14 protein-coding genes are annotated in these 16,902 nt (G+C 57.2%); 7 read left to right on the forward strand and 7 right to left on the reverse strand.

Translation table 11 applies throughout. The features are described 5' to 3' along the window. Positions 1–23 precede the first annotated feature (23 nt). The 3 genes from PW844_RS26265 to PW844_RS26275 form a co-directional block, all read right to left on the reverse strand. Positions 24–1,232, reverse strand: a complete 1,209-nt coding sequence (locus tag PW844_RS26265) for an MFS transporter (protein ID WP_299458133.1) — start codon at positions 1,230–1,232, stop codon at positions 24–26. Between the two features lie 111 nt (positions 1,233–1,343). Then, positions 1,344–2,240, reverse strand: coding sequence for a LysR family transcriptional regulator (locus PW844_RS26270; RefSeq protein WP_299458136.1), 897 nt, complete (start codon positions 2,238–2,240; stop codon positions 1,344–1,346). Between the two features lie 106 nt (positions 2,241–2,346). Next, positions 2,347–2,715: a helix-turn-helix domain-containing protein gene (locus tag PW844_RS26275; protein ID WP_013507554.1), complete on the reverse strand. Its 369-nt coding sequence runs from the start codon at positions 2,713–2,715 to the stop codon at positions 2,347–2,349. A 169-nt stretch (positions 2,716–2,884) separates the two neighbouring features. On the opposite strand from PW844_RS26275, the gene PW844_RS26280 reads away from it, so the two are divergent. The 3 genes from PW844_RS26280 (at position 2,885) to PW844_RS26290 (ending at position 6,153) form a co-directional block, all read left to right on the forward strand. After that, the gene (locus PW844_RS26280; RefSeq protein WP_084871889.1) at positions 2,885–3,544 is read left to right on the forward strand and encodes a response regulator; all 660 of its coding nucleotides are present in this window, start codon (positions 2,885–2,887) and stop codon (positions 3,542–3,544) included. Then, positions 3,541–4,896, forward strand: a complete 1,356-nt coding sequence (locus PW844_RS26285; protein ID WP_299458150.1) for an ATP-binding protein — start codon at positions 3,541–3,543, stop codon at positions 4,894–4,896. The genes PW844_RS26280 and PW844_RS26285 overlap by 4 nt, the downstream gene beginning before the upstream one ends. Before the next feature lie 390 nt (positions 4,897–5,286). After that, a complete protein-coding gene (locus PW844_RS26290; protein WP_084871887.1) occupies positions 5,287–6,153 on the forward strand; it encodes a nucleoside-specific channel-forming protein Tsx in 867 nt (288 codons plus the stop codon). A 56-nt stretch (positions 6,154–6,209) separates the two neighbouring features. Here the strand turns inward: PW844_RS26290 and yjdN are convergent, their stop codons facing one another. Together yjdN and PW844_RS26300 are read right to left on the reverse strand one after the other, a co-directional pair. Next, entirely contained in the window at positions 6,210–6,635 is a 426-nt protein-coding gene (gene yjdN, locus PW844_RS26295) for a VOC family metalloprotein YjdN (protein WP_084871886.1), read from the reverse strand. A 78-nt stretch (positions 6,636–6,713) separates the two neighbouring features. Beyond that, complete coding sequence (locus PW844_RS26300; RefSeq protein ID WP_299458156.1) at positions 6,714–7,616, reverse strand: LysR family transcriptional regulator; 903 nt, start codon at positions 7,614–7,616, stop codon at positions 6,714–6,716. A gap of 116 nt (positions 7,617–7,732) precedes the next feature. On the opposite strand from PW844_RS26300, the gene PW844_RS26305 reads away from it, so the two are divergent. The 4 genes from PW844_RS26305 (at position 7,733) to PW844_RS26320 (ending at position 13,712) form a co-directional block, all read left to right on the forward strand. After that, entirely contained in the window at positions 7,733–9,046 is a 1,314-nt protein-coding gene (locus tag PW844_RS26305) for an amidohydrolase (RefSeq protein ID WP_299458158.1), read from the forward strand. Continuing rightward, on the forward strand, positions 9,043–10,488 hold the full coding sequence (locus tag PW844_RS26310; RefSeq protein WP_299458160.1) for a M20 family metallopeptidase: 1,446 nt from the start codon (positions 9,043–9,045) through the stop codon (positions 10,486–10,488). Before PW844_RS26305 ends, PW844_RS26310 begins: the two co-directional genes overlap by 4 nt. Before the next feature lie 94 nt (positions 10,489–10,582). Further along, the gene (gene abgT, locus PW844_RS26315) at positions 10,583–12,103 is read left to right on the forward strand and encodes a p-aminobenzoyl-glutamate transporter (protein WP_299458162.1); all 1,521 of its coding nucleotides are present in this window, start codon (positions 10,583–10,585) and stop codon (positions 12,101–12,103) included. Between the two features lie 199 nt (positions 12,104–12,302). After that, positions 12,303–13,712 (forward strand): MFS transporter, encoded by a 1,410-nt coding sequence (locus tag PW844_RS26320; protein WP_299458165.1) that lies wholly within the window; start codon positions 12,303–12,305, stop codon positions 13,710–13,712. A 72-nt stretch (positions 13,713–13,784) separates the two neighbouring features. Here PW844_RS26320 and PW844_RS26325 read toward each other — a convergent pair whose 3' ends face one another. Further along, positions 13,785–15,104, reverse strand: a complete 1,320-nt coding sequence (locus tag PW844_RS26325; RefSeq protein ID WP_299458167.1) for a cytochrome c — start codon at positions 15,102–15,104, stop codon at positions 13,785–13,787. 11 nt (positions 15,105–15,115) lie between these two features. Continuing rightward, complete coding sequence (locus PW844_RS26330; RefSeq protein ID WP_299458169.1) at positions 15,116–16,900, reverse strand: GMC family oxidoreductase; 1,785 nt, start codon at positions 16,898–16,900, stop codon at positions 15,116–15,118. Between the last annotated feature and the right edge of the window lie 2 nt (positions 16,901–16,902).

Below are 16,902 nucleotides of genomic sequence, written 5' to 3' on the forward strand. Positions count from 1 at the left end.
GATAAATCACGCATGTTTTTGGATTAGGGCTTACGCAACACCCGCGCATTTAATAAGGCGCACAACGCCATAATCACGCAGGTCGCCAAAAACACCGGGCGCATACCAAAAGCCCCGCCGACAAAACCGCCAAATAACGGCCCACTCACCTGACCGACATACTGCGCTGAAGTCGAATATCCCAGCATTTTCCCTACCTGGGCCTGCGGGACATTGTGGCGAATCAGGGCAGTCACGCACGGCATCAACCCACCCAGCGCCATCCCCATCAGGAAACGCAACACAACCAATTGCCAGGCCGCGGTGATAAAGGCCTGCGGAATCAGCAGCAACGCACAGGCAATCAGGCCATACACCAGTACCCGGCCATGACCGATGCGATCCGCCAGCCGTCCAAGGCGTGGAGCAGAAAGAATGCTGCCCAGAGCCGCCGCCGCCATCACCAGGCCCGCCGTGACGGTAATCGCATGATCGCCAGTGACAAACTGCCCGACATACAGCGTGATAATCGGTTCAATCGACATATTGGCGAAAATCAGCAACATCCCCGACAACCACATCAACCGTACCACCGGCAGATTTACCGGTTTCTCCTCGATACTGCTGCTTTGCGCGGCCTTTTTAGCCTGACGAGGTGCTTCTTTCAGTAAAAAGGTGGTGGCAAGGAAAGCGAGAAAAATCACCGCGCCGGTCAGCCAGAAGGTGTGACGAATACCAATCAATGGCGGCAGCACTCCGCCCAGCAACGGCCCCACCACATTGCCTGCCATAATGCCGGAAGACAGCACGCCGAGCGCCCAGCCGGTCTGCTCTTTTGGTGTTTGCGCTGCCACCAGAATGGTCGATCCCGAGGCATAGCCTCCCAACAGCCCTGCCAGCAAACGCAGCGCCACCAGTTGCCAGGGTGCGGTTGCCATGCCAATCAGCGACATGGCAATCGCCATCCCGAGGCTGGCGCGGATCAGCATCAGCTTGCGACCATAGCGATCCGCCAGTTTGCCCCACAGCGGCGCGGTGAGCGCGGCGCTGAAAAAGGTTGCGCCGTAAGCCACTCCCGACCAGCGCGCAATCGCTGCCGGTTCCTGCACACCGAGCTGCTGCACATATAATGGCAGAAACGGCAGCAGCAGCGTCATCGCCACAATGGTGCTGAAGGAGCCGAGTACGCAAACGAACAGATTGCGCTTCCAGTGTTGCTGCTCAGGCGCTAACGCCGTTGGAGGTTGCTGCATGATGATATCCCTGTTTTGAACTGATACTCAGGCTAACAGCGGTTCAGCATCGATAACAGACAGGCGGGAATATTTGCCACGCAGGTTGCTATTGTTGCCAAAAGGCAACAATCAGCCATCGCCTAATGCGGTGATTAACGCATCGCACAACAGGGTGACGGGCGAAGACGGCTCGGGCTGGTTTTTTAGCAGCAGGTAACTGTGCAGGCGATCCATCTGCCACTCCGGCAGCACTTGCACAATCTCACCCCGCGCCAGCGACTCCTGGGTCATATAGGCGGGCAGGTAGGCGATACCGGTTCCGGCCAGCGCCGCATTCAACAACGCCATACTGTTATTGGCGCGAAAACGGCTGCGCACATCCAGCGCCAGACGCTGTTTATCGCGCCGGAACGGCAGAGCTGCCGTATGGGCCGGGCCGTGAAACAACAGCAGATCATGGCGAGTTAAGCGTTCGGGATGGTCGATAGGTGGATGCACCGCCAGGTAATCCGGTGCCGCATACAATCCCCAGTCGATGGTATTCAACTCACGATAGTCAGGCACTTCCGGGGCACGCTGACGGATCACAATCGCCACATCGGCGCTGCTTTGCGGGTCCTCGTTGATGCGGTCCGTCAGTTCCAGGTCGACGTTAATATGAATATGACGGCGGATAAAGTGATTCAGCGTTGGCACCACGCATTGGCAACCGAACGTCACCGGGGCCTGTAAACGCACATTACCGGCGGGCAGCTGGTGGACCTGCTGCACAAAAGCATCAGCACGATGCATCTCGTCGAGTAAGCGGGTACAAAACGGGTAGTACGCCTGCCCCAGTTCCGTCAGCGCCACCTTACGCGTGGTGCGCTGCAACAATTTGATCCCGAGGCGGATTTCCAGCCGGGCGATTTCGCGGCTGACATAGGATTTTGAAACGCCGAGAGTGCGGGCAGCTTCGCTGAAACTTTGCCGTTCCACCACGCGCGCAAACAGCATCATGGCAGTGAGATTGTCGCTGTTGTCCATTGTCCATAACCGACAGAGGAGGGGAAAACAGCAGCTTAAAAGGATTGGTGCACAATAGCACCTGATTTCCCGCGACGACGTAACAACGGGAAATCAGGCTAGCGACTCAACTGGCCACCGCCAGCGGAAACAGCAGACGATCCGGTTCCACGCGGCGCTGACGACGCAGCTGGCCCGGTGTCACGCGGAAGTAGTTTTTAAAGGTGCGGGTATACGCCTGCTGGGTGTCAAAGCCGTAGCTCATCGCCACCTGCAGGATCGCCTCATCACTGTTAAGCAGCGTCAGCGCCGACTCCGTCAACCGGCGCTGGCGAATGTACTCGGCCAGTGAAAATCCGGTGTGCTGACGAAACAGACGTTGCAGGTGCCAGCGGGAATAACCCGAACGGCGTGCTACTTCATCCAGATGTAAATCGTGTCCTAAGTTGTCTTCTATCCAGTCCAGCAAACTGCGGATAAATTGACTCTGATTCATGGCTCCTCCAGATACGACGTGATGTCCAGTGAAGCCACTTTAGCGCGTTAAATTTATCCCTTAATTAGCAGAAAATTAGCGCAGAATTAGCAAGGGGGAAAACGGGTGTAATTCTGCGCTAATTTTGCAGCGCTACACTGTTTGTATTGATTTTAGAGGACCTCATACCATGCGCGTGCTGCTGGTTGAAGATGATGAAATGATTGGCGCTAACCTGCAGCAGGCGCTGGAGGCGGCTGGCTGGTCGGTGGATTGGGTGCGCGATGGCGTCTTTGCCAGCAACGCCTGGGCCGAAGGCGGCTACAGCTGCGTACTGCTGGATCTCGGTTTACCACGCGAAGATGGTATCCATGTGCTGCGTCGCGCACGCACGCGCGGTGATATGACGCCGGTGCTGGTGCTGACCGCACGCGATACCGTCGCGCAACGCATCCAGGGCCTCGACAGTGGTGCCGATGATTACCTGTTGAAACCCTTTGATCTGCAAGAGGTGCTGGCGCGAATGCGAGCGATTACCCGACGCCGCCACGGTGCGGCGGATTCCCTGTTAGGCAGTGGCGACGTGCAGCTCGATATGATGACGCGTGAAGTGCTGTACAAAGGCCAGCGTGAGCAACTTACCGCTCGTGAATATGCCCTGCTCTATGCGTTGCTGGAGCGCCCGGGGGCGATTCTGTCGCGCGAACAACTGGAAAACCGCATCTACGGCTGGGGTGAAGAAGTTACCAGTAATGCCGTTGATGTATTGATTCACGGCATGCGTCGTAAGCTGGATAACGAAGTAATTCGCAACGTGCGCGGTCTTGGCTGGCGAGTTCCTGCAATATGAAACCCTTCACTTTTATGCGCTCGCTGCGTAATAAACTGCTCACCACCCTGCTGCTGATGCATTTAGCGATGATCGGCGGCGTGACCTCTTATTTTTACAGCTGCTACGGCGACATGATCGGTACGATGAAAGACGATCAGCTGGCGAAAATTGCCGATGCCTGGGCCAGCAGCAAACGCATTCCGGCGCTGATGCCACTGATGCTCAACGCCGACAAACTCAAAAGCGCCTATGTGGTGCAACTGTGGGATGCCAATAACGAGCTGCGTGCCAGTTCATGGCCGGAGCTGCGCGCGCCGTTGCAAAATAAAAAGGGCTGGAATGATGTAAAAATCGGCGATTGTGAGGATTGCAACTGGCGGGTGTTTAATCGTCCTGGCGAACCGGGCAGCGATATCGCCAACATTCAGGTGCTCTACAACATCGGCTATATGAAAAGCGTGATGGTGAAGCGCGCCATGTCGGCCATCATCCCACTGATTTTAATGATGCCGCTCTCCCTGCTGGTGATCTGGCTAGTGGTACGCACCATTACGCGTGATTTACGCGTGGCATCCCGTCAGATTGCCGCACAGGAGATGCTGCATCCCGACAGCGTACCGCCGGATGGCCTGCCAGACGAGATCCTGCCGCTGGTCGATGCCTATAATTCTCTGCTCGATAAACTGCGTGCTGCCTGGTCGTCACAGCGCCAGTTCCTTGAAGATGCCGCCCATGAGCTGCGCACCCCGGTGACAGCGGTGACGCTGCAACTGGAAAACCTGCGTCAGCATATCCAGCCGGGTGAGGCCAGCCGCCAGTTTGATCAACTGGAAGCGGGCGTCACGCGCACGCGCCATCTGGTGACGCAGCTGCTGAATATCTCCCGCCAGGAAGATCAGTCGGTGGTGGTGACGATCGAGAATATTGAGCTGGAAGACCTGCTGAAAGAGAGCATCGAACAGCTAATGGTGGTGGCGGATAAGCGGGGTATTGATATCGGCTTTAACGGCACCGCGCATTATCGTATACAGGCCAGTCGCTCCGATTTACGTAGCCTGTTCGATAACCTGATCGGCAATGCCATGCTGCACACCCCCGAAGGTAGCCTGGTGGATGTGTTGCTGCATCGCGTCGGCAACCATACCGTGGTGGATATCGTCGATAACGGTCCCGGTATGCCGGAAGCCTTTATCGAACGCGCGTTTGACCGCTTCACCCGCTCGCCCGATGTGCAGGCACAGGGCAGCGGCCTGGGTCTGTCGATTGTGCGCAGCGTGGCGCAAAAGCATCGTATGCAGGTGGCGCTGTCAAACTGCCTGAATCCGCAGGGCAAGATCTGCGGCTTGCAGGTGCGTGTGACCTTACCGTAACCCCCCTCGCCTTCCCGTAACGGCGCGATTTATCGCGCTGTTTTTTTGTTACCGTGCCCATCCTGGCAAAAAGATGCGCGATAAATCGCGCCGCTACATCCGATCCCCCATCAGCCTTTCACGATACTTCGCGACAACGTAAACGGTTGCGGGGTTCCGTTCGTTTCATGACAATAATGTGACATAACTCACATTATTGGTGAATGGAATTGCAACACTTTTTGACAAACGTGATCAAAATCTATTTTCTATCCGACTGATACAGGCACCCTACGCGAGCTTTAGAAACCGGCGGCTCAGACCGGCTTAAACAATTTACCGCCCACCCCTGGGATCGACTGACACCGATCGCGCACTTTTATCGCGATCACGAGCATGTGGTTAACAATAATGAAATATAAAGCATTGATAGCAGGGGCCTTACTGGCCAGCAGCTGGACCGGCGCGACACAAGCGGCAGACAGCAACCCGCAATACCTTTCAGATTGGTGGCATCAGAGCGTTAACGTAGTGGGCAGTTACCACACCCGTTTCGGACCACAGTTTAATAATGACGTGTATCTGGAATACGAAGCCTTTGCGAAAAAGGACTGGTTTGATTTCTACGGCTACCTTGACCTGACCAACTTCTTCGGTCTGGGCAACAGCAATGCCAACGGCATTTTCGACCACGGTTCGCCGATGTTCATGGAAATTGAGCCACGTTTCTCTATCGATAAACTGACCGGCACCAGCCTGGCTTTTGGTCCGTTTAAAGAGTGGTACTTCGCCAACAACTACATCTATGACATGGGTCGTAACGCGTCACAGCGTCAGAACACCTGGTATATGGGTCTGGGTACCGATATCGATACCCACTCTGACGTTGGTCTGTCGCTGAACGTGTACGCCAAATATCAGTGGCAGAACTATGGTGCAGCGAACGAAAACAGCTGGGATGGCTATCGCTTCAAAGTGAAATACTTTGTGCCGATTACCGACCTGTGGGGCGGTAAGCTGAGCTACATCGGCTTCACCAACTTTGACTGGGGTTCTGATCTGCGCGACGAGACCGGTACATCACGTACCAGCAACTCAATTGCCTCCAGCCATATCCTGTCGCTGAATTATGACCACTGGCACGTTTCAACCGTGGCGCGTTGGTTCCATAACGGCGGGCAATGGGCGGATGGCCAGGAGCTGAACTTCGGCAACGGTCCGTTTGAAGTGAAATCTACCGGCTGGGGTTACTACCTGGTAGTGGGTTATAACTTCTAAATCCGTTCATTTCCCGTCACGGCGCGATTTATCGCGCCGTGACGGGGTTAATGCTTTTAAATTCGCGGTTTATACGCATTGACCATCCAGGGCACGCCGAACTTATCGGTAAACATGCCAAAGCCATTCGCCCAGAACGTTGGCTCCCAGTTTTTTGTCACCTGCCCCCCTGCCGACAACGCATCGAACCAGCGTTTGCCCTGCACTTCATCCGGGGTGGAAAGGCTCACCGCAAACCCGCTGTAATGCGTCTCGCGATTCCCGTCGCTTAGCATGATTTCGCCCTGTCCGATACGCAGATGCGCATGCATGATGTGCTCCGGGGGAAACGTCATCCCGGACGGGCAACCCTCCATTGATTCGCTCTCCGGCATATCGCCAAAGGTCATTTTAAACAGCAACTCGCCGTCAGTAGCTTCAAGGTAAAATGCGATGGCCTCTTCGCAGCGGCCGTCATAAAACAAATAAGGGGTAATTTGCATGGTCTGTTCTCCACAATAAACGCCCGATGCCAAGTGTAGTGCGTGGCAGGAAAACAGGACGCGAGCCGGGCCGCACTCTTACCTTTGTTGACAATAGCGGCGGAACAGCTGCGCCATATAGGCGCTCATCGGCGTCAGCGCGGTATCCTTGCGCTGAATCAGGTAGAAGGTTGCTTTGGGCAGCGGATCGTCCAGCTCCAGCGCCAGCAGTTGGCCGCCGTGTGTCGGATCTTCAATCACATCGCGTGAGATGATGCTGACAAAATCGGTCTTTGCCACCAGGCTGGTACAGGCCATAAAGGTTTCGCAGGTGACCACGATTTTCGGTGCCATTCCACGCTCACCGAACATATCGTGCAGCAGACGATAATAACTTCCCTGCGGCGTTGGCATGGTCCAGTCGCAATGCTGCAATTCCGCCAGCGAGCGCGCATGGGCCATCGGATGCCCTTTACGCACCACCACCTGATAATCACGCTCCATCAACCTTTCGAAGGTCAGCTCCTGGTCGAGGTGGCTTTGATCGTAAGTATTGATGGTGAAATCCAGCGCGCCCTGGCGCAGCTCGTGCACCATCGCCACCAGCTGTCCTTCGACGATACGCACTTTCACCAGCGGATATTCACGGTGAAAATGGTTAATCACCTGCGGCATCACGGTGCGCGCAATGCTGCCGCCGACACCAATGTTCACCCTGCCGCCCGCCAGACCCAGCCGCTGCTGAATATCTTCCTGCGCCACGCGCAGCTCCTCCAGCACCAGGCTGGCATGACGGAAAAAGTTATCACCGATATCGGTCAGGGTAACGCCCTGATGCCGCCGCTCAAATAAACGCGCGCCGAGTGATAACTCCAGTTCCTGGATCGCCTTGGTCAGTGCAGGCTGTGAAACCCCTGACAGACGGCTGGCGGCGCGGATGCTCCCCTGGCGGGCCACATCGACAAAGGCGCGCAGTTGATGCAGTTTTAAATTAGCGGACATAGTCACCCGGTGATAACCGTTGTTTATCAGGCATAAGATATTCCCATCTTATGCGCGCCAATACCATTGTGTAGATTCGGGAGAATGCATAAAAAACCAACATGAAGGATATGCCGATGAAAACCCTTTCCGACCACGTCAGCGCACTGGTGCCACAGATGCAAACCTGGCGACGCGACCTGCACCAGTTTGCCGAATCAGGCTGGCTGGAATTTCGAACCGCCACCCTGGTGGCCGAGGAACTACATCGTCTGGGTTATCCGCTGAAACTGGGCCGGGAAGTGATTGATGCCGATGCACGCATGGGACTGCCCTCTGACGCAGTGCTGGCGGCACAGGAAGCCCGCGCACTGGAACAGGGCGCATTGCCGCAGTGGCTCAGCCACTTCTCCGGCGGTTTTTGCGGCATTGTTGCCACGCTGGAAACCGGTCGCCCGGGTCCGGTGATGGGATTTCGCGTCGATATGGACGCGCTTGATTTGAATGAAAGCAGCGCGGCGGATCATCTGCCACAACGCGAAGGTTTTGCCTCCTGCAATGCGGGCATGATGCACGCCTGTGGTCACGACGGTCACACTACCATTGGCCTCGGCCTCGCCAGAGTATTGATGGCGATGAAAGATCAACTGAGCGGCACCATCAAACTGATTTTCCAGCCTGCCGAAGAAGGCGTGCGCGGCGCAAAAGCCATGGTGGCAGCGGGCGTGGTTGATGATGTGGATCTGTTTACTGCTATCCACCTCGGCACTGGCGTGCCCGCCGGCGAAATCGTTTGCGGCAGCGACAGCTTCCTCGCCACCACCAAGCTTGATGTGCAGTTTACCGGTGTCGGTGCCCATGCCGGTGGCCGTCCTGAAGAGGGCCGCAACGCGTTACTGGCGGCCGCCCAGGCAACGCTGGCACTGCATAATCTGCCGCAGCATAGCGGTGGCGTGGCGCGCGTTAACGTTGGCGTATTGCAGGCGGGCACCGGACGCAACGTGGTGGCCGATACCGCGCTGATGAAGGTGGAAACGCGTGGCGTCAGCAACCAGGTGAACGACGATATTTATCAGCAGGCGCTGCGCGTGATTGCCGGGGCAGCGGCGATGTACGGCGTTGAATCTGAGGTAAAACTGATGGGGGGCGCGCGCAGCTGCACGCCAAGCCAGCCGTGGGTGGAGTTTATCCACCAGCAGGCCAACGCGCTGGGCCTGTTCAACTCGGTCGTCGACACCAAACAACAGGCAGCCGGTTCCGAAGATGCCACCTATATGCTGGAGCGCGTACAGCAGCGCGGCGGCCAGGCATCCTATGTGATTTTTGGTTGTGAGCTGGCAGCAGGCCATCACAACGCGAAGTTTGATTTCGACGAAGCGATTATGGCAACGGCGGTACAAACCCTGGCGACACTGGCGCTCAATCAGGCGCAGTTCGGGGGCCAGCAATGAGTCATCACGACTTTATCGATAATTATATTAACCAGCATCAGGCGCGCTTTAGTGCCATCAGCGACGCCATCTGGGATGTGCCAGAAACGCGTTTTGAAGAAACACAATCTTCCGCCCTGCTGGCCAACGCGCTGGAGCAGGAGGGTTTCGCCGTTGAGCGTGGCGTCGGTGGTATCGACACCGCTTTTATCGCCAGCATTGGCAGCGGTAAGCCGGTGATCGCCATTCTCGGCGAGTTTGACGCCTTAGCCGGGCTGAGCCAGCAAGCCGCCTGCGCCGAGCCGCAGCCACTGGTGGAAAACGGTAACGGCCACGGTTGTGGTCATAACCTGCTGGGCACTGCGGGCCTCGCGGCAGCGTTTGCCATCAAAGCCTGGTGGGCGCAGCAGGGACAGCACGGCACGCTGCGTTTTTACGGCTGTCCCGGCGAAGAAGGCGGTTCCGGCAAAACCTATATGGTGCGCGAAGGGTTGTTTGATGATGTCGATGCCGCCGTCACCTGGCACCCGGAAGGTTTTAGCGGCATGTTTAACCTCAGCACCCTCGCCAATATCCAGGCGGCTTTCCACTTCAAAGGGGTGGCGGCACACGCAGCGAATTCACCGCATCTGGGACGCAGTGCCCTCGATGCCGTAACGCTGATGAACACCGGGGCCAACTTTCTGCGCGAACATATCGTGCAGGAAGCGCGCCTTCATTATGCGGTGACCAACGCTGGCGGCGTGTCGCCCAACGTGGTGCAGGCCGATGCCGAAGTGTTGTATCTGATTCGCGCCCCGCAGCTCGACCAGGCACAGGATATTTATCAACGGGTTATCAATATCGCCAAAGGTGCCGCGCTGATGACCGACACGCAAATGACGGTGCGTTTCGATAAAGCCTGTTCCAACTATGTCCCTAATCGCGCGCTCGAAGCGGTGATGGACGGTTATCTGCGCCAGTTTGGCCTGCCACAATACAGCGCGGAGGAGCACGCATTTGCCGCACAGATCCGCGCTACGCTATCCAAAGACGATCTGCGCAATGCGCGGCTGAATGCGGCGCGTACCGGCGGTGAGGCCGGCGTGGCCTGGACTGAAGCGCTGGGTGATAAGGTGCTGATGGACGAAGTGGCCCCTTATGCGGTGACGCGTGAGTTGCTGTATGGCTCCACCGATGTCGGCGATGTCAGCTGGGTGACGCCGACCGCGCAGTGCTTCACCCCCTGCTTTGCCTTCGGCACGCCGCTGCATACCTGGCAGCTGGTGGCACAGGGCCGCACCGCCATCGCCCATAAAGGGATGTGCCTGGCGGCGAAAGTGCTGGCCGCCACCGCCCTCACCCTGCTCAACGATAGCGACGCCCTGGCACGCTGCCGCGAGGAGTTTACCCGCGTGCGCAGCGAACAACCGTATCAGTGTCCGATTCCACCCGGCGTGCAGCCCTCAAAGCTGACGTCCTGATAATAAACCCGCGTCCACGCAGGCGCGGGATGCTGTAGCCAATAAAAAATAAAAGTTATACGCAAACACAACATAACGAGACGAGGAAATGCCGATGGAAGCCACCACGGAGAATCGCAGCCCAGGGAAGCTGTTTGGCTGGATTGAGCGGGTTGGGAATAAAGTCCCAAACCCTTTTTTATTGTTCGTATATTTGATCGTGGTGCTGATGGTCGCCACCGCCATTCTCAGCAGTTTTGACGTGGCGGTGAAGAATCCGACCAATGGCGAGCTGGTGCGGGTGAATAACCTGCTGAGCGTCGCTGGGTTACAGTGGATTCTGCCCAACATCATCAAAAACTTCAGCAGCTTCACGCCGCTGGGATCGATTCTGGCGCTGGTGATTGGTGCCGGTCTGGCGGAAAAAGTCGGCCTGCTGCAATCGCTGATGGTGAAGATGGCATCCCGCGTCAGCCGTCGCTACGCCAGCTATATGGTGCTGTTTATCGCCTTCTTCAGCCACATCTCCTCTGATGCGGCGCTGGTGGTGATGCCACCGCTCGGTGCGCTGATCTTCCTCGCCGTGGGACGTCATCCGGTGGCAGGTCTGCTGGCGGCGATTGCCGGTGTGGCATCCGGGTTTACCGCTAACCTGCTGATTGTCACTACCGATGTGTTGCTGTCAGGCATCAGCACCGAAGCGGCGAAAGCGGTGAGCGACACGGTACACGTTAGCGTGATCGATAACTGGTTCTTTATGGCGACCTCCGTGGTGGTGCTGACCATTGCCGGTGCGCTGCTGACCGATAAGTTTATCGAGCCGCGCCTGCCCGCCTGGAACGGCGGCCATCAGGATCGCCTGCCGCCGCTCACCGAGCAGGAAAACCGTGGCCTGAAAGCCGCTGGCATCGCTGCGCTGGTGTTTATCGCGCTGATGGCGCTGCTGGTGGTGCCGGAACATGCGCCGCTGCGCAACCCGAAAACCGGCGGCATCATCCCGTCGCCGTTTATTCAGGGCATTGTGCCGATCATCATCCTGTTCTTCTTTGTGGTGGCGATTGCCTATGGCGCAGTGACGAAGCAAATTCGTCGCCCGGATGACATTCCGCAGCTGCTGGTTGATCCGATGAAGAGTATGGCGGGCTTTATTGTGATGGTGTTCCCGCTGTCGCAGTTCGTGGCCTTCTTCAACTGGAGCAACATGGGCAAGTTTATGGCGATTGGTCTGACCGATATGCTGGAGAGTGCAGGCATCAGCGGCGCACCGGCGTTTCTCGGCCTGATGTTCCTCTCGGCATTTCTGTGCATGTTTATCGCCAGCGGTTCCGCCATCTGGTCGATTCTCGCCCCGGTATTTGTGCCGATGTTTATGCTGCTCGGCTTCCATCCGGCGTTTGCCCAGATGATCTTCCGTATCGCTGACTCGTCGGTGCTGCCGCTGGCCCCGATGTCGCCGTTCTTGCCATTATTCCTCGGTTTCCTCCAGCGATACCAGAAAGATGCGCAACTTGGCACCTATTATGTGCTGATCTTCCCCTATCCGGTGGTGTTCTTTGTCACCTGGATTGTGCTGTTGACTGCCTGGTACGCGCTCGGTTTACCCATCGGTCCGGGGGTTTATCCCAGCCTGCATTAACCGCATCGCCAGGGACGGCGATCACACTTACGCGAATTGCAACGTACATTGCTAAAATCTCACCGCTTCACCTCTCGGCATCCCCGCCGTAATTGATTATTCTGCTGTTCCTTCGCTTGCTAACGGTTAATTATTTTTAAAACCAATCTCTGCCGTTGGTGAGTTTTGCAAACACCGTCATACCGAGGTTCATACAACAATGACAACTGCCTGCACAACCGGGGTGGCTGGCGATATTATCGCTGCGGATCGCCGTACCTTAGCCGGGCGCATCGACGCGCTTCCTTCTTCCGCTGGCCTGTGGCGTTTTATCACGCTGCTGGCACTGGGCGGTTTTTTTGAACTCTACGATCTGTTTGAAACCGGCTATATCAGTTCCGGGCTACTGGCGGCGGGTGTGTTCCACACCGGCAGCGCGGGCGTGTTCGGCATTGCCGATCAGGCCGCTTTTGCCTCCGCCACCTTTCTTGGCTTGTTTGTCGGTGCCAGCCTGCTGGCTCCCTATGCGGACCGTTTTGGTCGTCGCCTGACCTTTATGTGCGCGCTGGCGTGGTACGGTGTGTTCTCGTTGCTGATGGCGTTTCAGCAAAGTGCCGAGATGATTATCCTGTGCCGCTTTCTGGTGGGAATTGGCCTCGGTATCGAGCTGGTAACCATTGATACCTATCTTTCCGAGTGGGTGCCGACTCATCTGCGTAGCCGCGCTTTTGCCTTCTCGTTTTTTATTCAGTTTCTGTCAGTGCCCGCTGTGGCGCTGATGTCCTGGTGGCTGGTGCCACAAACCATCCTCGGCCTTGAAGGCTGGCGCTGGGTGGTGATTGCCGGTGCGCTCTGCTCGCTGGTGATCTGGTTTATTCGTAAGAACCTGCCGGAATCGGCACGCTGGCTGGCGCAGCAAGGCCGTCATCAGGAGGCGCATCGCGTCCTGAGCGAGATGGAGAAACGCTGCGGTATCGCGCCGGGCGAAGACTTCTCCGACCGCGACGCCGCCGCACAGCTGCCGAAAAAAGGCCGCTTCAGCGAGATCTGGGCACCGGCATATCGCAAACGCACCCTGATGCTGGTGGTGATGAACTTCTTCCAGGCGATTGGTTTCTTCGGTTTTGGTAACTGGCTGCCCGCCCTGCTGTCAGGTAAAGGTGCAACGGTGACGCATAGCCTGCTGTACGCGTTTTTCATTACGCTGGCCTACCCGCTGGGTTCGCTGATTTGCAGCCGCTACGCCGATAAGATCGAGAACAAGTGGCAGATCGTTCTGTCATCGCTGATGACGGTGGTGTTCGGCACGCTGTTCGCCTTTATGACCAGCCCGGTGCTGATGATTATCTGTGGCTTCCTGATTACCTACAGCAACGCCTGGCTGACCTTCAGCTACCACGCGTATCAGACCGAGATTTTCCCGACGCACATTCGTGCGCGCGCCGTTGGTTTTTGTTATTCGTTCAGCCGCCTGTCAACGGCGTTCAGCAGCATTCTCATCGGCCTGATTCTGCAATATGCCGGTAGCCAGGGGGTGATTGCCTTTATCGTGCTGAGTATGTTGATGGTGATGCTGTCGGTGGGGATTTACGGTCCGAAGACGCGTGGCATTGATTTGGAGAATATTTAGTGCCTGATTTTGCGCAATAAATTGCGCCGCTACAGGTGCAAAAACAGGGGCCATTATCTGGCCCCTGTTTTATCACTGCTGTTCCAGCACCTTAATATCCGCGTTGCCCTGATGCGCCTGCACGGTTTCATCCTTACGTAAGGAGGCGACATCTTTCGCCGTCACCGTGGCTTTAGCACCATTGCCCCAGCTGCCGCGAATAAAGTTCACCACATCTGCCACCTGCTGATCATTCAGACGCCAGCCGAATGCCGGCATGGTGATCGCCGTAGGTGCACCCTGCACGCCTGGCAGCGTTCCGCCAGTCAGCACGATGTGGATCAGCGACGTCGGATCGTCTGCCAGCACCACCGGGTTGCCACGCAGCGCCGGGAAGAAGCGCTGATAACCGCTGCCGTCGGTTTTATGGCAGGCAGCACAGCTATCGACATACACCGACGCGCCAGCCTGGCTGTCATCACCTTTCCACAGCGCCTTCGCCACCGTGTCATCCTGGGTAAACACCGTCTGGCTGGCGTCTTTCGCCCCCAGTGACTTCAGGTAACGGGCAATTGCCGTGATATCGTCATCGCTCAGGTGTTGCAGGCTGTGCTCCACCACATCGGTCATACCACCGAATGCGGCGGTGTGATCGTTACGGCCATAGCGCAGGAACTGGCGCAGATCGTCTTCGCTCCAGCGTCCCAGGCCGTCACGGTTGTCGCCACGCAGGTTGCTTGCGGTCCAGCCATCAATCGGTGCGCTGCTGCCGGAGAGGTAATCATGCGCGCCATCATTGCTGAGCGCTTTCTCCTGCATGGTGATACTGCGCGGCGTATGGCAGGCGCCACAGTGACCCAGACCTTCCACCAGATAACGACCCCGTGCCAGCACCGGATCTTCCTGGGCAGCAGGCTGGAACGCTTTCACGTCCGGCGCAAACATGCCGCGCCAGATTGCCAGCGGCCAGCGCATCGACAGCGGCCACGGAATATCGCTATCTTTGTTGGCCTGCGCCACCGGTGCCACGCCGTGCATAAAGTACGCGTACAGCGCCTTCATGTCCTCGTCGCTCACCACCGCGTAAGACGGATACGGCATCGCCGGATACAGCGTGTCACCGTTTTTCGCCACGCCATGACGCACTGCTTTCTGGAAGTCGTCGTAGCTGTAGTCACCAATCCCGGTGGTTTTATCCGGGGTGATGTTGGTGGAATAGATGGTGCCAATTGGCGTCGCCATCGGCAAACCACCGGCAAAAGGCTGCCCACCTTTGACGCTGTGGCAGGCCACGCAGTCACCGGCGCGCGCCAGATATTCACCCCGTTTTACCAGGGCATCATTTGCCTGATCGTCCGCCAGCGCGGCGAACGACAGCGTGCCCAAAACCAGGGCCAGAATGCTTTTCATCATCGCCGTTTTCCTTATGCCTGCACCAGTGGACCAGGGTTCTTCAGATACTGTTCACGGATGGCTTTCGCCGACCAGTAAGTCAGTGCCGCCACCATGCCGGTCGGGTTGTAGCCCAGACCCTGCGGGAACGCAGACGCCCCCGGCACAAACACGTTCGGCACATCCCAGCTCTGCAAATAACGGTTCACTGCGCTGGTTTTCGGATCTTCACCCATGATCGCCCCGCCGCTCATATGCGTGGTTTGATACACGGTGGTATCGAAGTGGGTGCCTGGTCCCTTAGCGCCGCCGATGATCATCTTCGGATTCATGGCCTCGGTGATTTTGCGCATCTTGCCGACCATGAACTGCGCCATCTTGATGTCGTTGTCCTGCCAGTCAAAGGTCATACGCAGCAGCGGCTGGCCGTAGACATTTTTGTAGTTCGGATCGAGATCGAGGTAGTTAGCGCGGTATGACTGGTGCGCACCGTGGGCATCCATCGAAATATGGTGGTTGTAGGTATCCGCTACCGCCGCTTTCCACTGGCTGCCCCAGTTCGGTGTGCCTTTGGGGGTCGGCAGACCGGAAACCGGTTTGGTACCCGCCTGGTTCACCCAGAAGGGCGAGCCACCGACGAAACCGTACGGACCGTGGTCGAAGTTGTCGGCGTTGAAATCATCCACCGCTACCCCAGCGCCACCCGCACCGATAAACGGGTTGGTGGTGGTGTTTTTGTCGAACAGCGCTTTCAGCGTCGAGATGTTCTGATAAGCGAAGTTACGACCGACCACACCTTCGTTAGTGATCGGGTTATACGGCTGGCCGATACCGGACAGCAGCATCAAATGCACGTTGTGGAACTGGAACGCCGACAGGATCACCAGATCCGCAGGCTGCACCACTTCACGGCCCTGACCATCGAGATAGGTCACGCCGGTGGCGCGTTTTTTGTCGCCGGTCAGATTGACGCGCAACACATAGGCGTTGTTACGCAGCTCAAACTTCGGCTCCTGACGCAGCGCGGGCAGGATGTTCACGTTAGGCGAGGCTTTGGAATACATGTAGCAGGCGTAGCCGCTGCAATAGCCGCAGAAGTTGCACGGGCCCATCTGTGCGCCGTAGGTGTTGGTGTACGGACCTGAGGTGTTGGCCGATGGCATATCGTACGGATGATAGCCCACCGACTCTGCCGCCTGGGCAAACAGCTGCGCCGAGTAAGTACGCTTCTGTGCGGGCAGCGGGAAATCGCTGGAGCGGTCCGGCGCGTAAAAGTTGCCGCCTTTCTCCTTGCCGATCATCTTGCCTTTGATGGTCCAGGCACTGCCCGAGGTACCAAAGACTTTCTCCGCCTGATCGAAGAAGGGTTCCAGTTCGTTATAGCTGACGCCGAAATCCTGAATCGTCATGCCTTCCGGGATAAAGTTTTTGCCGTAACGCGCTTCATAATGGCTGCGCAGATTCAGCTCGACCGGATCGACACGGAAATGTACGCCCGACCAGTGCAGGCCCGCGCCGCCGGTGCCGGTGCCGGGCAGAAACGCCGCCAGCTGACGATAAGGCACCGCCGTCTGTGACGCGTCGTGACGAATGGTGACGGTGCTTTTTGACAGATCCTGGAACAGCTTTTTACGGATGTTGTAGGTCAGTTCATCAATGGATTGCGGATACGCGCCATCCGGGTAGGTGTCACGATGCGGACCGCGCTCCAGCGCCACCACATTCAGCCCGGCTTCGGTCAGTTCTTTTGCCATGATGGCGCCAGCCCAGCCGAAACCCACTACCACCGCATCCACTTTCTTCAATTCATTTGCCACGG

The organism is Pantoea sp. (genome assembly GCF_028283705.1).
GTDB lineage: Bacteria > Pseudomonadota > Gammaproteobacteria > Enterobacterales > Enterobacteriaceae > Pantoea.

What these genes read in the sequence shown, in the direction of transcription:
- yjdN (WP_084871886.1), bottom strand. Translation starts at nt 6,635, where the DNA reads ATGCAAATTACCCCTTATTTGTTTTATGACGGCCGCTGCGAAGAGGCC.
- PW844_RS26325 (WP_299458167.1), bottom strand. Translation starts at nt 15,104, where the DNA reads ATGATGAAAAGCATTCTGGCCCTGGTTTTGGGCACGCTGTCGTTCGCC.
- PW844_RS26320 (WP_299458165.1), top strand. Translation starts at nt 12,303, where the DNA reads ATGACAACTGCCTGCACAACCGGGGTGGCTGGCGATATTATCGCTGCG.
- PW844_RS26290 (WP_084871887.1), top strand. Translation starts at nt 5,287, where the DNA reads ATGAAATATAAAGCATTGATAGCAGGGGCCTTACTGGCCAGCAGCTGG.
- PW844_RS26265 (WP_299458133.1), bottom strand. Translation starts at nt 1,232, where the DNA reads ATGCAGCAACCTCCAACGGCGTTAGCGCCTGAGCAGCAACACTGGAAG.
- PW844_RS26300 (WP_299458156.1), bottom strand. Translation starts at nt 7,616, where the DNA reads ATGTCCGCTAATTTAAAACTGCATCAACTGCGCGCCTTTGTCGATGTG.
- PW844_RS26310 (WP_299458160.1), top strand. Translation starts at nt 9,043, where the DNA reads ATGAGTCATCACGACTTTATCGATAATTATATTAACCAGCATCAGGCG.
- PW844_RS26285 (WP_299458150.1), top strand. Translation starts at nt 3,541, where the DNA reads ATGAAACCCTTCACTTTTATGCGCTCGCTGCGTAATAAACTGCTCACC.
- PW844_RS26275 (WP_013507554.1), bottom strand. Translation starts at nt 2,715, where the DNA reads ATGAATCAGAGTCAATTTATCCGCAGTTTGCTGGACTGGATAGAAGAC.
- abgT (WP_299458162.1), top strand. Translation starts at nt 10,583, where the DNA reads ATGGAAGCCACCACGGAGAATCGCAGCCCAGGGAAGCTGTTTGGCTGG.
- PW844_RS26270 (WP_299458136.1), bottom strand. Translation starts at nt 2,240, where the DNA reads ATGGACAACAGCGACAATCTCACTGCCATGATGCTGTTTGCGCGCGTG.
- PW844_RS26305 (WP_299458158.1), top strand. Translation starts at nt 7,733, where the DNA reads ATGAAAACCCTTTCCGACCACGTCAGCGCACTGGTGCCACAGATGCAA.
- PW844_RS26280 (WP_084871889.1), top strand. Translation starts at nt 2,885, where the DNA reads ATGCGCGTGCTGCTGGTTGAAGATGATGAAATGATTGGCGCTAACCTG.